This is a genomic window from Streptococcus sanguinis (assembly GCF_003943735.1).
GTDB lineage: Bacteria > Bacillota > Bacilli > Lactobacillales > Streptococcaceae > Streptococcus > Streptococcus sanguinis_E.
The window spans coordinates 24,732-39,566 of sequence record NZ_RJMV01000001.1 but is presented as its reverse complement, the minus strand read 5'-3'; the positions used below and the strand labels follow the sequence as shown (position 1 = coordinate 39,566).

Below are 14,835 nucleotides of genomic sequence, written 5' to 3'. Positions count from 1 at the left end.
GCCTATGTTAAAATCTATTTTTTACTTGATTCGACACTTTCCAGAGCAAGTTTTTCTCTTTGTTTTTAACTCAGGAATCTTTGTCTGGTTATGGAAAAGCGGCAATGAGATTGCCAACCAGCTAGGAGTGACAGCGGCTTGGGAAAATCATGTTCCGGCGCCCATTCAGGTCTTCTTCGGCCAGAATATTGAGGCAGTTCAGGGATTTTTTCACAATTCCGCCTTTATGTGGTTAGTTGGATCCATGATTATCCTTTTGGTTATTCGTCTGATCAAGGGAATGATTAAATTTGTTGTCTTTGTGGTTCTGATTCTGCTGGGAATTTATCTGATTTTGCAGAATCAATCCATTCTCAATAGTTTTATGTAAGGCAGTCTGATATGACTGCCTTTTTTCTTTTGGGGAGCTGAGTTCGCTTTCTCTCGAATTCTGATAGCTGTGCTTCTGGAAATCTGCTATAATGGTCTTATGATTATTTTACAAGCAAGCAAGATTGAGCGCTCTTTTGCAGGGGAGCTTCTTTTTGACAATATTAACCTGCAGGTGGATGAGGGCGATCGGATTGCCCTCGTTGGTAAAAATGGAGCTGGGAAGTCAACCCTGCTCAAGATTTTGGTGGGTGAGGAAGAGCCTACTTCTGGTCAGATCAATAAAAAAAGAGACCTGTCTCTGTCCTATCTGGCTCAGGACAGCCGCTTTGAGTCGGAGAATACCATCTACGACGAGATGCTGCTGGTCTTTGATAGTTTACGTCAGCAAGAGAAGCGCTTGCGGCAGATGGAGCTACAAATGGGAGAATTGTCAGGGGAAGACCTGACTGCTCTCATGACCCAGTACGACCAGCTGTCAGAGGACTTTCGCCAGAAAGGTGGTTTTACCTACGAGGCCGATATTCGAGCGATTTTGAATGGCTTCAAGTTTGACCAGTCCATGTGGCAGATGAAGATTTCTGAGCTTTCAGGAGGGCAGAATACCCGGCTGGCTCTGGCTAAGATGCTTTTGGAAAAGCCAGAACTGCTGGTACTGGACGAGCCGACCAACCACTTGGATATCGAGACCATTGCCTGGCTGGAGACTTACTTAATCAACTACAGCGGTGCCCTGATCATCGTCAGCCACGACCGCTATTTCCTAGACAAGGTTGCGACCATCACGCTGGACTTGACCAAGCATTCCTTGGATCGCTATGTGGGCAATTACTCTACCTTCGTGGTCCAAAAGGAGCAAAAGCTGGCCACTGAAGCCAAGAACTATGAAAAGCAACAGAAAGAAATCGCTGCGCTGGAGGACTTTGTCAATCGCAATCTGGTTCGGGCTTCCACTACCAAGCGGGCTCAGTCCCGTCGTAAGCAGCTGGAAAAGATGGAGCGTTTGGACAAGCCGGAGACCGGCAGCCGCTCGGCTAATATGACCTTCAAATCTGATAAAGTTTCGGGCAATGTTGTTCTGACCCTGGAAGATGCGGCTATTGGCTATGGCGAGGAAGTCCTGTCGGAGCCGATTAACCTTGATATTCGCAAGTTCAATGCGGTAGCTATTGTCGGGCCAAATGGGATTGGAAAGACGACCTTGATTAAATCACTAATCGGGCAAGTGCCCTTCATCAGAGGCAAGGAGCAGCTGGGGGCTAATGTGGAAGTGGGCTACTATGACCAGACCCAGAGCAAACTGACTCCCAGCAATACGGTTCTCGATGAGCTATGGAATGACTTCAAGCTGACGCCAGAGGTCGAAATTCGCAATCGCTTAGGCGCTTTCCTCTTCTCGGGGGACGATGTCAAGAAGTCTGTCGGCATGCTATCAGGTGGAGAGCGAGCACGCCTGCTTCTAGCCAAGCTGTCTATGGAAAACAACAACTTCCTCATCCTAGACGAGCCGACCAACCACCTGGACATTGACAGCAAGGAAGTGCTGGAAAATGCCCTGATTGACTTTGACGGCACCCTGCTCTTTGTCAGCCATGACCGTTACTTTATCAATCGCGTGGCCACTCAGATTATCGAGCTCTCTGAGACAGGCTCCACCCTTTATCTGGGTGATTATGACTACTATCTGGAGAAAAAGGCAGAGCAGGAAGCCTTGCGTGAGGAGACGGAGCAGGTTGATTTAGATAAGCCTGCCCCTGCCAATGACTATCAGCTTCAAAAGGAAAACCAGAAAGAACAGCGCCGGCTGGCCCGCCGCCTAGAGCAATTGGAAGCGCAAATCGAGGACTTGGACAGTCAGATTAGTCAGCTTCAGGAAGCCATGCAGGCTACCAACGACGCCAGTGAACTCATGGAGAGCCAGCAGCAAATCGACCAGCTGACCGCCGCCCAAGAAGAAGCCATGCTAGAATGGGAAGAACTGGCGGAGAAGGTGTAGGAGTATGCAGTTTCTGTGAGAAATGAGCTTCTTAGAGCTCAAAATGCTTAATTCACATGTGAAATCAGCCAAAAAAGAGTAAAAAACGAATTTTTACATGTGTTCTGAGATTTTTTCGAGGAAAATAAACTATTCTTCATGCAATCTAAGTTCTTTTAGAGAAAAGTCAGTCCGTCAGATTTTCTGAAAAGCTATTTTGGAGCAAAATGACTCTGTCAGATTTTCTGACGGTTGGTCTGAGAGCAAATCCCGAACTTTCTATTTTCTGACGAGTTCTTTTAGCAGAATCTGCTTTTTCCGATTTTCAGCCAATAAGATTTTGCCGAAAAGAGCCTCGTCTGAAAATAAAATCCGAACAAGGGGCGGTGAAGGTAGTTTTGAAAGAGCGACTAGGGAAGCGAAACAGTAATTAAAGGAATTGAAGTGGTAAACAAATGGAAGATTTAGGCAAAGTTTTTCGTGATTTTCGTTTAAATGGACATTATTCATTGAAGGAAGCGGCTGGTCAGGTTTGCTCGACCTCTCAGCTGTCTCGTTTTGAGCTGGGTGAGTCGGACATGACCCTCTCGAAATTTTTAGATCTCTTGGATAATATTCATGTGACTCTTGAAAATTTTATAGACAAGGCACGGAATTTCCAGCAGCACGAGCACGTGGCCATGATGGGTAAAATTATCCCTCTTTACTACTCAAATGACATCAAGGGATTTCAAGACTTGCAAGCGGAGCAGTTGGAAAAGGCCAAGGTCAGCAGTGCGCCTCTTTACTATGAGCTGAATTGGATTTTGATGCAGGGCTTGATTTGTCAGCGAGACAGCCAGTTTCGCATGAGGCAAGAGGATTTAGATAAGGTGGCTGATTATCTTTTCCAAGTGGAAGACTGGACTATGTATGAGCTGATTCTTTTTGGCAATCTCTATAGCTTCTATGATGTGGACTATGTCTACCGTCTGGGCAAGGAAGTTATGGAGCGGGAGGACTACTACAAAGAAATCGGTCGCCATAAGAGACTAGTCTTGATTTTAGCCCTCAATTGTTACCAGCATTGTTTGGAAAGTTGTTCTTTTGATAAGGCTAGTTATTTTGAGGCTTACGTAGAGAAAATCATTGGCAAGGGCATCAAACTCTATGAACGCAATGTGTTCCTCTATCTCAAGGGTTTTGCGGCTTATCAGAAGGGACAGAAGAAGCAGGGAATCAAGCAAATGCAGGAAGCCATGCACATCTTTGAAGTGCTGAATTTACCTGAGCAAGTCGCCTATTATCAAGAGCATTTCGATAAGTTTGTAAAAGTATAATTTCCCAAATATGGGAAAAATAAAGAACCTCCCTCCATTCCTGATACAATAGTTTCAGAAATGGAAGGAGGTATTTTTATGAATCGACAGGCAGCACAGCTGATTACACGGGCTGCTATTAATAAAATTGGGAATATGCTTTATGACTATGGAAATAGCATCTGGCTTGCTTCTTTGGGAGCTCTGGGACAGACGGTCTTGGGCATTTACCAGATATCGGAGCTAGTCACTTCTATCTTATTTAATCCTTTGGGTGGGGCCATTACGGACCGCTTTTCCAGACGTAAGGTGCTGATGGTAGCAGATTTGATTTGTGCCGGTCTTTGTCTATTGATTTCTTTTATTTCAAATGACCAGCTCATGATTGGAGCGCTGATTTTTGCTAATGTGGTTCAGGCTATAGCCTTTGCTTTTTCTCGGCCAGCTAATAAGTCTTATATTACCGAAATTGTGGACAAGGAAGACATTGTAACCTACAATTCTCATCTGGAATTGGCCTTGCAGGTTATCAGTGTCTCAGCTCCAGTTTTGTCTTTTATCGTGATGCAGTATGCAAATCTGCGCGTGACTCTTCAGCTGGATGCTCTTAGCTTCTTTCTGGCTTTTGCCTTGGTTTACTTTCTGCCTAATCATGAGCCAAGCAAGCAGAAGTCTCCCATCAATTTTGGAAATATCCTGAGAGATATCAAGGAAGGTTTAGTTTATATCCGTCAGCAAAAAGAAATCTTCTTTCTGCTTTTGGTAGCTTCTGCAGTCAACTTTTTCTTTGCGGCCTTTAATTATCTATTGCCTTTCACCAATCAGCTCTACGGTAAGACCGGCTCTTATGCAAGCATTCTGAGTTTGGGTGCTATAGGCTCAATCATCGGAGCCATTCTAGCCAGCAAGGTTAAGGCCACTATGGGAAATCTACTCCTAGCTCTGCTATTGACTGGTGTTGGAGTCGCAGTCATGGGCATCTCTGCCTTGCTACCGGTTCATCCATATTTCTCCTATTCTGGTAATCTTATCTGCGAGCTCTTTATGACTGTTTTCAATATTCATTTCTTCAGCCAGGTTCAGACCAAGGTGGACAAGCAGTATCTAGGCCGCGTTTTCTCAACAATCTACACGCTGGCAATTCTTTTCATGCCTCCTGCGACTTTTCTGATGACTGTTCTGCAGAGTGTCCATACCTTTTCCTTTCTCCTAATTGGTTTTGGAGTGATGGGATTGGCTTTGATTTCCTACCTTTATCAAAAGAAAATACAAAAAAACTAGGCTGGAGTGATTTCCAACCTAGTTTTCTGTATGGGAATTTTTAAGTGCTTCTTTAGTTTTCTTAAGCTCTTTTTTCAGCGAGAAGTTTTTCACCATGCTGATGAGAAAGGTCGTGACGGATCCTAGGAGCACTGAAACCAAAATCAATATGATTAAGGGAAGTTTGAAGCTAAACAAGATAAAGCTAACATTGACACTCTGCATATTGGCCAAGGAAATACCAGCAACCAATAGAATGGTAATTAAAAGTAGGATATAATGCAATTTTTCTTTCATAGTGATTCTCCTTTTTATCTATTCAAACTCAGCCTTGCTCTTGATATCTCCGTATTCTTCTGGGATTTCTTGGACTAGGATATCTTCATAAACGGCCAGTTTAATATCTGAGCCATACTTGTTTTTCAGAGCAGTGGTCACCAGACGGTAGGCCAAGTTCGCATTGCGGGACAAGATAGGACCGTGGAAGTAGGAGCCAAAGACATTTTTATAATGAACGCCTTCGCAACCATCCTCTTGGTTGTTGCCATTTCCATAGACGACTTTGCCCAGAGGTTTTTCATTGTCAGCGAGGAAAGTCCGTCCTTGGTGATTTTCAAAGCCATAGTAGGTTTCATCGAATTCTTCGTTATGAATCTTGATGTCACCGATATAGCGGTTTTTGGTCTGGTTGAGGGTATAGTGACCCATGATGCCCAGACCTTCAATTCGACGGCCAGAAGCCTCGATATAGTATTGGCCTAAAAGTTGGAAGCCACCGCAGATAGCTAGCACTACGCCGTTTTCATTAATAAAGCTTTCCAAAGCTTCTTTTTTAGCTGGCAAGTCACGAGCCACGATCGTTTGCTCATAGTCTTGACCTCCGCCAAAGAAGACGATGTCGTAGCTGTCCTTGTCAAAGTCATCTTCTAGAGAGACGATATCGACTTCAACTCTAGCGCCTAGCTTTTCAGCCACATACTTGAGCATGAGGACATTGCCGTTGTCACCGTAGGTATTCATGAGATTGCCATAGAGATGAGCAATCTTTATATCATAGCAATAGTCCTGGTTTTCAGGAGAAGTGAGGGATCTGTATACCATTAGTTCATCTCCTTTCTGACCACTTGTCGTTCTGCCAGCAACTCGCGGAATTCCAGCATGGCAGTATAAGTTGCTAAGATATAGGCATGCTTGGTTTCTTGCTGTTCAATGGTCTTAAACACTGCTTCCAAATCCTTGACTTCGGTAATCTGATCTGCTGGATAGCCCGTAACCCGCAGTCGACGAGCAATCTCAGAGTGGCGGACACCGCCTGCAATGACATGAGGAATCTCCATGTCTAGAATTTTCTCAAAGTCAGCATCCCAAATCCAGCTGGTATCAATGCCGTCCGCATAGTTGGCATTAAGGAGGACGGACAAACTAAAGTCAAAGGGCGCAAGTCCAATCATATCTAAAGCTTGGGTCGCACCGACTGGATTTTTAATCAAGACCAAGGTACATTCCTTATCGCCAATTTTGAAGGTTTCCTGACGGCCAAAGACAGCTCGGCTCTTGTCAAAGCCAGCCTTGATAGTAGCCGGCTCGACACCAAAGAATTGAGCTACTGATACAGCGGCCAAGGCATTGTAGATATTATAAAGGCCTCCGATATTGATTTGATAGTCTTGACCATCAATGGTAAAGGCCGAGCGGTTATGCTCAAGCGTTTTGAGAGCGGTCAGGCTGTAGTCAAGCTTAGGACGCTTGAAGCCACAGTCCTCACAGGTATAAGCTCCCAGATTGGCATAAGTGTTGAGCTCATACTTGAGGATATGCTCGCACTTGGGACAGAGGATGCCTTCTGTATTGTAATGAGCAAGCTGAGCCTGTCCTTTCTCGGTATCAAATCCATAGTAGCGGACAGGATTCTTCAGGCTGACCGAGTTAAAGAGAGGACTGTCCCCATTCATCAGTACAGTTGCTTCTGGCACTTTAGCTGCAGCATCCAGAATCATCTGGTAGGTCGTGTAAATCTCACCATAGCGGTCCATCTGGTCGCGGAAAATATTGGTAAAGACGAAGAGGCTAGGCTTGATATAATCACAAATCCGAGATAGGCTGGCTTCATCGATTTCCAGCACAGCGATTTTCTTACCAGATTTGCCTTTTTTAGCAGTCAGGAAGGTTGTCGTAATCCCCGTAATCATGTTGGCACCGCTGGGATTGGTCACCACTTCTCCGAAGGCTTCCTTGAGAATGCCTACTGTCAGAGCTGTAGTCAGAGTTTTCCCATTGGTTCCGGTAATAACCACGACCTCATAGTTCTTTGCTAGATTTTGTAAAATATTCTTATCAAATGTCAGGGCAACTTTCCCCGGCAGAGTCGAGCCGCGTCCCATTTTGCTGAGAACAAAGTGGGAGGACTTGCCTGCCAAGAGGCCCAAGGCTGTATTTATCTTCATAAGAAATATTTTATCATAAAAAAGTAAAGAAGGTTACAGAAAAATATTGACAAACGTGATATAATGGGTTGGTAAGTCTTTAAGCATTAAGACCCACTGTAAAATAAAAAGAGAGAAGTTAATTGAGTAAACTCTAATTACAAGATAAAATCAGGCTGTGACTAGATTTAATAAGTTCGATTTGTTGCTACAGCTGTTTGACTTTGCTTGTAGAGGAGTAGGAAGTCTAAGTATGAATTTTCAACAACTAACCAATCTCCAATATTGGGCCAGTTTGTTTTCGGACCCTTGGAGGATTGTAATTAATATTATTGACGTCGCTATCGTCGCATGGATTTTATATTATCTAATCAAGGCCATTGCCGGTACCAAGATTATGATTCTGGTCCGCGGGGTGCTCTTCTTTATCTTGGCACAGTTTTTTGCCAATATCATCGGCTTGACCACCATTTCTTGGTTGATTAATCAGGTCATCACTTACGGGGTTATTGCGGCTGTGGTGATTTTCTCGCCTGAGATTCGGGCAGGATTGGAAAAGCTGGGTCGAGCAACAGATATTTTTTCTACAACGCCCATCAGTAACGAAGAAAAAATGGTTCAAGCCTTTGTCAAGTCTGTTGCCTATATGAGTCCGCGGAAAATCGGGGCTTTGGTGGCCATTCAGGGAACCCGCACCTTGCAGGAGTACATTGCAACAGGAATCCCCTTGGATGCAGATGTATCCGGAGAGCTGCTAATCAACATTTTTATCCCAAATACGCCATTGCACGATGGAGCTGTCATCATAAAAAACAATAAGATTGCGGCTTCCTGTGCCTACCTGCCTCTGACAGAAAGCAGCGGCATCTCTAAAGAGTTTGGAACCCGGCACCGCGCAGCTATTGGCCTGTCTGAAGTATCCGATGCTTTTACTTTTGTCGTTTCAGAAGAAACCGGCGGGATTTCCACTACGCACAATGGGATTTTCAAGCATGATTTGACTTTGGATGAGTTTGAGATAGAGCTGAGAAAGGTCTTCTTATCAGAGCAGGACAAGCCAGCGGATTTGAAAAAACGCTTCATGGGAGGATGGAAGAAATGAAAAAACGTAAAAAAATTCTTTATATCATCTCTTCGTTTTTCTTTGCCCTAGTACTTTTTGTCTATGCAACCTCTAGCAGTTATCAAAACAATACAGGAGTTCGACAGGTCACATCTGAAACTTATACCAATACGGTTTCCAATGTGCCGATTGACATCAAATATGACAGCGAGAATTACTTTATCAGCGGCTTCACTTCTGAAGTTTCTGTCGCCCTGACAGGCTCCAACCGTGTCAATCTAGCCAGTGAAATGCAGGAAAGTACTCGGAAGTTTCGAGTTGTAGCTGATCTTTCCAAGGCTACAGAAGGCACAGTAGAGATTCCGCTAAAAGTGGAAAACCTGCCGAGCGGTCTGACTGCTACAGTGACTCCGCAGAAGATTTCTGTTAAGATTGGTAAAAAGGCCAGCAAGAAAGTTGAGGTCCGCTACCTCATCACAGACAGCCAGGTGGCTGAAAATGTGTCTATCAGCGGTGTGACCTTGGAAAATAAGGAAGCTACTGTAACTAGTGACGAGGAGACCCTGTCTAAGATTGAGTCTGTCGTAGCCATTCTCCCGACCAATGTCATTATCACTGGCAACTACAGCGGGACAGTACCGCTGCAGGCTGTTGATGGGCAGGGAAATGTTATGCCAAGCGTGGTGACACCATTTGAAACGACTATGCGTGTCAACACTAAAACAGCAGACAGCTCTGGCTCGTCCTCCTCTAACAGCAGCTCAAATACGAGTTCATCAAATAAAAACTAAATAAAATTTTGAAAATAAACTTGGATTAAAGCGGTCTGCCTTGCTTGCAGCCTAAATCTTTACATCCAGGTCTTATGAAAGGAAACTATTTATAATGGGTAAATACTTTGGAACCGATGGTGTTCGCGGAGAAGCAAATGTGGAATTAACGCCGGAATTGGCCTTTAAACTCGGCCGCTTTGGTGGTTATGTTCTGAGCCAGCACGAAAGTGAAGTTCCTCGGGTCTTTGTTGGCCGGGATACTCGAATTTCAGGAGAAATGCTGGAAAGCGCCTTGGTTGCAGGACTTTTGTCCGTTGGGATTCATGTCTATAAATTGGGTGTCATTGCAACGCCTGGTGTGGCTTATCTGGTCAAGTCAGAGAAAGCCAGCGCCGGAGTCATGATTTCTGCCAGCCACAATCCAGCTTTGGATAATGGTATCAAATTCTTTGGTGGTGATGGTTACAAGCTGGATGATGAGCGTGAGTTGGAAATCGAGGCTTTGCTGGACGCAGCGGAAGACACCTTGCCACGTCCAAGCGCCGAAGGTTTAGGTGACTTGGTGGACTATCCAGAAGGGCTGCGCAAGTACCAACAATACTTAGTTTCAACTGGCTTAGAACTAGAAGGAATGCATGTGGCCTTAGATACGGCTAACGGTGCGGCTTCAACCAGCGCCCGTCAGATTTTTGCAGACCTTGGAGCACAGCTGACGATTATCGGAGAAAATCCAGACGGCCTTAATATCAATCTGAATGTTGGCTCTACGCATCCAGAAGCTCTGCAGGAAGTTGTCCGTGAGTCTGGTGCAGCGATTGGTCTGGCCTTTGATGGCGATAGTGACCGCCTCATTGCTGTGGATGAAAATGGCGAACTGGTAGATGGTGACAAGATTATGTACATCATCGGTAAGTACCTGTCTGAAAAAGGTGAGCTGGCGCAGAATACCATTGTTACGACTGTCATGTCCAACCTAGGCTTCCATAAGGCTTTAGACCGGGAGGGCATTCAAAAGGCTGTGACAGCAGTTGGTGACCGCTATGTAGTAGAGGAAATGCGCAAGAATGGTTATAATCTAGGTGGCGAGCAGTCTGGACATGTTATCATCATGGACTACAATACAACAGGTGACGGTCAGCTTTCAGCTGTGCAATTGACCAAGGTCATGCAGGAAACAGGTAAGAAACTATCCGAATTGGCTGCTGAAGTAACCATCTATCCGCAGAAACTGGTCAATATCCGTGTGGAAAACAGCATGAAGGATAAGGCGATGGAAGTCCCTGCTATCAAGACGGTGATTGAGAGAATGGAAGCCGAAATGGCTGGTAATGGCCGGATTTTGGTTCGTCCGAGCGGAACTGAGCCTCTGCTGAGGGTCATGGCAGAAGCACCAACTGACGAAGAAGTTAATTACTATGTAGATACCATTGCCAATGTTGTTCGAGATGAAATTGGGATAGACTAATAAATGTAAAGAAACTGAGACATAATGTCTTGGTTTTTTTATATTCGTATGATTTTTTAAACACTTTGAATAAAAATGTTGATAAATTGCAATACTCTTGGTATAATAAGCTACGAAAGGAGTATAAGATGAAAAATAAGAAAACACTTATTCTTAAAATTTTAATCTTGTTAACGGCCATTGTTACAGGTCTTGGTTTGGCTGCTAGGACACAGGCTGCTGAGGTAACAGATTATACCCAGCAAACAAGCATTACCAAAGATGGTGTGCCATTAACAAGTGACTCAACAGTTATGACCAATGAAACTCTGTCTGTAACAACTAGTTTCACATTCCCGTCATCTCAAACTATCGCTGAAGGAGATACCCTGACTTTTAAACTTCCGGAAGAGTTAAGTCTGATTACTGCCTTAAACTTCGATGTCTATGATGTTGTTAATCATACGGGAGAGTTAGTCGGTACAGCTCAAACTGACCCGGCGACTCAGTCAGTTACAGTGACTTTCAGTAACTACTTTACAAACTATACCCAAAAGAAAGAGCTATCTTTGGGCTTTAACGTTCGCATCAATAACGAAAAAGTCAAAGAAACAGGTCCTGTTTCCTTCAAATTTGGCCAGACAAACTTTTCTTTCCAATACCAGAAAGAAGAAGGAACTGCTGGTGAGTATGAAATGAAATATGGCTACCAGGACAGCACTGATCCGAGTATTGTTAAATGGCGTATTATCCTGAATGCAAGACAGGACATGCTTCGTAACATGGTAATTTCAGACACCTTTGGTGATGGTCTGACACTGGTTCCTGGTACGCTGCGTGCTGTCCGCTATGCTCCTGTAGAAGGTGGTATCCGCAATGAAGCTCATATCCTGACTCTGCCTGTAATTGATAACTTTACTAACAAAGCAGTCCTAACCCAAAACGCTAATGGCGATGCTAACGGTTTTACCATCAACTTTGGTGATAACTATAACTGGCCAATGTACATCGAGTACTCTACTCGCGTACCAGAAGGTACAAAAGTGGGAGATGTGGTTAATAACAAGTTATCTTGGACAGCAAAAGGCTTCCCAGAACGCACTATTACTAAGTCAGTCCGCTTGGAAGAGGGCTCTGGTAAAGGAAGCGCTGTGCTAGCAAAAGATGTGAAGATTCAGGCACAGAAAAAACTTGTCAATAAAGTGTTAGAGAAGGGTCAATTTACCTTTGGTCTCTTTGACGAAAACGGTGTTTTACTTCAAACAGCTACCAATGAAGCTGATGGTTCTATCAATTTCAAAGCCTTGAACTATAATGCAGCTGGTGACTACCGCTACAGCATTAAGGAAATTCCGGGCAATGATGCTAACTACATCTATGATGACAAGGAAGCTCAGCTGACAGTTACTGTTAAAGATGTGAATGGTGAGTTTTTGGGCTCTGTTAAATATGATTTGGATCCAGTCTTTACAAATACCTATAGAGGTAATGATCCAGGCAAGGCAGTTCAGCCACCTAACCCTGGAAATAACAACAATCCAAACAATCCAAATAACAACCCTAACAATAACCCAAATAATAATCCAAACAACAACCCAAATAATACCCCAGACAATGGTAACAATACCCCTGGTAACAGTTCCGACAATCCAAAGGGCGGAACAGACAATCCAGGTAATGGAAATAACAATTCAAACAATGGTACCAATGATCCAGGTGCTGCAGGAGGCAACAAAAAAGTTCTGCCTAAGACTGGTCAAGAAACGACGCTTTGGCTGTCAGTTGCAGGTTTGGCAATCTTAGTTGGCTTTGGAAGCTATGTCTTTCTTCAAAAGAAGACTAGATAAGATTCAAAGGTTTTAAGAGTTTTCTCTTAAAGCCTTTTTGCATGCTTTTCCATTTGAAAAAACGGAGCAATCGTGTTAGAATAGACCTAGAAATTTTTATAGGATAGGGGTATTATCGTGGCTTTTGGTGACAATGGACAACGCAAAAAAACAGGATTTGAAAAATTGACGATGCTGGTCGTGATTATCATGCTCATCGTGACAGTTGGAGCTATCTTTGCTTCTGCTCTCAGCGCAATCTTTTAATCCAAACGCTTCAGGGCGTTTTTTTAGACTAGAAAAAGAGAATAGAAAAAATGAGTATGTTTTTAGATACAGCCAAGATTCAAGTTAAGGCTGGCAATGGTGGCGATGGCATGGTGGCCTTTCGCCGTGAAAAATATGTTCCTAACGGCGGTCCTTGGGGCGGTGATGGTGGTCGTGGCGGCAATGTTGTTTTTGTCGTAGACGAGGGTCTTCGTACTCTGATGGATTTTCGCTACAATCGCCACTTCAAGGCTCAGTCTGGTGAAAAGGGTATGACCAAGGGAATGCATGGCCGAGGGGCTGAGGACTTGATTGTTCGAGTGCCGCAGGGGACGACAGTTCGTGATGCAGAGACTGGCAAGGTGCTGACGGACCTGGTAGAAAATGGCCAAGAATTCATCGTAGCGCGTGGTGGCCGAGGCGGTCGCGGAAATATCCGCTTTGCAACGCCTAAAAATCCTGCTCCGGAGATTTCTGAGAACGGAGAACCAGGTCAAGAGCGAGAGCTTCTGCTGGAGCTCAAGGTCCTAGCAGACGTTGGTTTGGTTGGCTTCCCTTCTGTCGGGAAATCCACTTTGCTCAGTGTTATCACAGCAGCTAAGCCTAAGATTGGTGCTTATCATTTTACGACCATCGTGCCTAATCTAGGCATGGTTCGCACTCACTCTGGAGAGTCCTTTGCAGTAGCAGATCTACCAGGTTTGATTGAGGGGGCCAGCCAAGGGGTTGGACTGGGAACCCAGTTTCTCCGTCATATTGAGCGGACACGGGTTATCCTGCATGTCATCGATATGTCAGCAAGTGAGGGACGTGACCCTTATGAGGATTATTTGGCGATCAATAAAGAGTTGGAATCCTATAATCTTCGTCTCATGGAGCGCCCGCAGATTATTGTCGCTAACAAGATGGATATGCCAGATAGTGCTGAAAATCTCAAGGTATTCAAAGAGAAATTAGCGGCTAATTATGACGAATTTGCGGAACTACCGCAAATCTTCCCGATTTCTAGCTTGACCAAGCAGGGACTTGCGACCCTCTTGGATGCGACCGCAGAATTACTGGATAAGACGCCAGAGTTCTTGCTTTACGATGAGTCTGAAATGGAAGAAGAAGCTTACTATGGCTTTGACGAAGAAGCACCAGCTTTTGAAATCTCTCGTGATGATGATGCGACTTGGGTGCTGTCAGGTGACAAGCTTGAGAAGCTCTTTAATATGACCAACTTTGACCGCGATGAAGCAGTCATGAAATTTGCCCGTCAGCTTCGTGGTATGGGAGTTGATGAAGCCCTTCGCGCTCGTGGAGCCAAGGATGGTGACCTGGTCCGCATCGGCAAGTTTGAGTTTGAATTCGTTGACTAAGGAGGCAAGCAATGGGTGATAAACCAATATCCTTTCGCGATGAAAATGGAAATTTTGTCTCTGCAGCTGACGTCTGGAATGCGGAAAAGCTAGAAGAGCTCTTTAATAAACTCAATCCCAAACGCAAGTTGCGTTTAGAAAGAGAAGCATTAGCGAAAGCTGAAGAGCAATAAGATTTTATTTTGAGAATCATAAACGCTGGGAAAGATTTCTCAGCGTTTTTAAATCTTAAAAAGTGGGTTCTGATAGGTAAGAAGATTTCCTTTTAGCTTCTAAGGTCCCATCAATGAAAAAATGGAAAAAGGCAAGGCTTATCAATCTGTCGTGGCCATTGCTTGCTATTTTATGGTATAATGAAAAAAATAAGTAGGAGAAGTGATAATTATGGCAAAAACGATTCATACAGACAAAGCACCAGCAGCGATTGGACCTTATGTTCAAGGAAAAATTGTGGGCAATCTTTTGTTTGCGAGCGGGCAGATTCCTCTGTCTCCTGAAACTGGAGAAATCATTGGGACGACTATTGAAGAGCAGACCCAGCAGGTACTGAAAAATGTTTCAGCCATTTTGGAAGCTGCTGGAACTGACTTTGACCATGTGGTCAAGGCTACTTGCTTCTTGAGTGATATCAATGATTTTGTGGCCTTTAATGAAGTTTACAAAACAGCCTTTACAGAAGCATTTCCAGCTCGTTCAGCAGTCGAAGTGGCTCGCCTGCCTAAAGATGTGAAGATTGAGATCGAGGTTATTGCCGAGATTCTCTAAAAAAGAGCAGG

15 protein-coding genes are annotated in these 14,835 nt (G+C 44.3%); 12 read left to right on the top strand and 3 right to left on the bottom strand.

The window, feature by feature from the left end; all coding sequences use genetic code 11:
* Positions 1-4: 4 nt before the first annotated feature.
* The 4 genes from D8877_RS00200 (at position 5) to D8877_RS00185 (ending at position 4,923) form a co-directional block, all read left to right on the top strand.
* A complete protein-coding gene (locus tag D8877_RS00200) occupies positions 5-370 on the top strand; it encodes a hypothetical protein (RefSeq protein WP_002895985.1) in 366 nt (121 codons plus the stop codon).
* Between the two features lie 99 nt (positions 371-469).
* Complete coding sequence (locus tag D8877_RS00195; protein ID WP_125352095.1) at positions 470-2,365, top strand: ABC-F family ATP-binding cassette domain-containing protein; 1,896 nt, start codon at positions 470-472, stop codon at positions 2,363-2,365.
* Positions 2,366-2,799: 434 nt separating this feature from the next.
* The gene (locus D8877_RS00190) at positions 2,800-3,663 is read left to right on the top strand and encodes an Rgg family transcriptional regulator (protein WP_125352093.1); all 864 of its coding nucleotides are present in this window, start codon (positions 2,800-2,802) and stop codon (positions 3,661-3,663) included.
* A 78-nt stretch (positions 3,664-3,741) separates the two neighbouring features.
* Positions 3,742-4,923, top strand: a complete 1,182-nt coding sequence (locus tag D8877_RS00185) for an MFS transporter (protein ID WP_048774418.1) — start codon at positions 3,742-3,744, stop codon at positions 4,921-4,923.
* A gap of 18 nt (positions 4,924-4,941) precedes the next feature.
* On the opposite strand, the gene D8877_RS00180 is transcribed toward D8877_RS00185, so the two are convergent.
* The 3 genes from D8877_RS00180 to murT are packed head-to-tail and all read right to left on the bottom strand — an operon-like array spanning position 4,942 to position 7,346.
* On the bottom strand, positions 4,942-5,199 hold the full coding sequence (locus D8877_RS00180; RefSeq protein ID WP_002897889.1) for a LapA family protein: 258 nt from the start codon (positions 5,197-5,199) through the stop codon (positions 4,942-4,944).
* An 18-nt stretch (positions 5,200-5,217) separates the two neighbouring features.
* Entirely contained in the window at positions 5,218-6,003 is a 786-nt protein-coding gene (gene gatD, locus D8877_RS00175; protein ID WP_125352091.1) for a lipid II isoglutaminyl synthase subunit GatD, read from the bottom strand.
* The gene (gene murT / locus D8877_RS00170; protein WP_002921748.1) at positions 6,003-7,346 is read right to left on the bottom strand and encodes a lipid II isoglutaminyl synthase subunit MurT; all 1,344 of its coding nucleotides are present in this window, start codon (positions 7,344-7,346) and stop codon (positions 6,003-6,005) included. Before murT ends, gatD begins: the two co-directional genes overlap by 1 nt.
* Before the next feature lie 232 nt (positions 7,347-7,578).
* Here murT and cdaA point away from each other — a divergent pair, with 232 nt between their 5' ends.
* The 8 genes from cdaA (at position 7,579) to D8877_RS00130 (ending at position 14,824) form a co-directional block, all read left to right on the top strand.
* A complete protein-coding gene (gene cdaA / locus D8877_RS00165; RefSeq protein WP_042762935.1) occupies positions 7,579-8,427 on the top strand; it encodes a diadenylate cyclase CdaA in 849 nt (282 codons plus the stop codon).
* On the top strand, positions 8,415-9,179 hold the full coding sequence (locus D8877_RS00160) for a CdaR family protein (RefSeq protein ID WP_185760129.1): 765 nt from the start codon (positions 8,415-8,417) through the stop codon (positions 9,177-9,179). The genes cdaA and D8877_RS00160 overlap by 13 nt, the downstream gene beginning before the upstream one ends.
* Before the next feature lie 94 nt (positions 9,180-9,273).
* Positions 9,274-10,626: a phosphoglucosamine mutase gene (glmM, locus tag D8877_RS00155; protein WP_002902729.1), complete on the top strand. Its 1,353-nt coding sequence runs from the start codon at positions 9,274-9,276 to the stop codon at positions 10,624-10,626.
* 65 nt (positions 10,627-10,691) lie between these two features.
* Positions 10,692-12,452 carry an Ig-like domain-containing protein gene (locus D8877_RS00150; protein WP_185760128.1) on the top strand — a complete coding sequence of 587 codons (1,761 nt, stop codon included), beginning with the start codon at positions 10,692-10,694 and terminating at the stop codon, positions 12,450-12,452.
* A gap of 117 nt (positions 12,453-12,569) precedes the next feature.
* On the top strand, positions 12,570-12,698 hold the full coding sequence (locus D8877_RS00145) for a DUF4044 domain-containing protein (protein WP_002895969.1): 129 nt from the start codon (positions 12,570-12,572) through the stop codon (positions 12,696-12,698).
* 50 nt (positions 12,699-12,748) lie between these two features.
* Positions 12,749-14,059, top strand: a complete 1,311-nt coding sequence (gene obgE / locus D8877_RS00140) for a GTPase ObgE (protein ID WP_048774407.1) — start codon at positions 12,749-12,751, stop codon at positions 14,057-14,059.
* 11 nt (positions 14,060-14,070) lie between these two features.
* The gene (locus D8877_RS00135; protein WP_125352087.1) at positions 14,071-14,232 is read left to right on the top strand and encodes a hypothetical protein; all 162 of its coding nucleotides are present in this window, start codon (positions 14,071-14,073) and stop codon (positions 14,230-14,232) included.
* Positions 14,233-14,443: 211 nt separating this feature from the next.
* Complete coding sequence (locus D8877_RS00130; protein ID WP_002895964.1) at positions 14,444-14,824, top strand: RidA family protein; 381 nt, start codon at positions 14,444-14,446, stop codon at positions 14,822-14,824.
* Positions 14,825-14,835 lie beyond the last annotated feature (11 nt).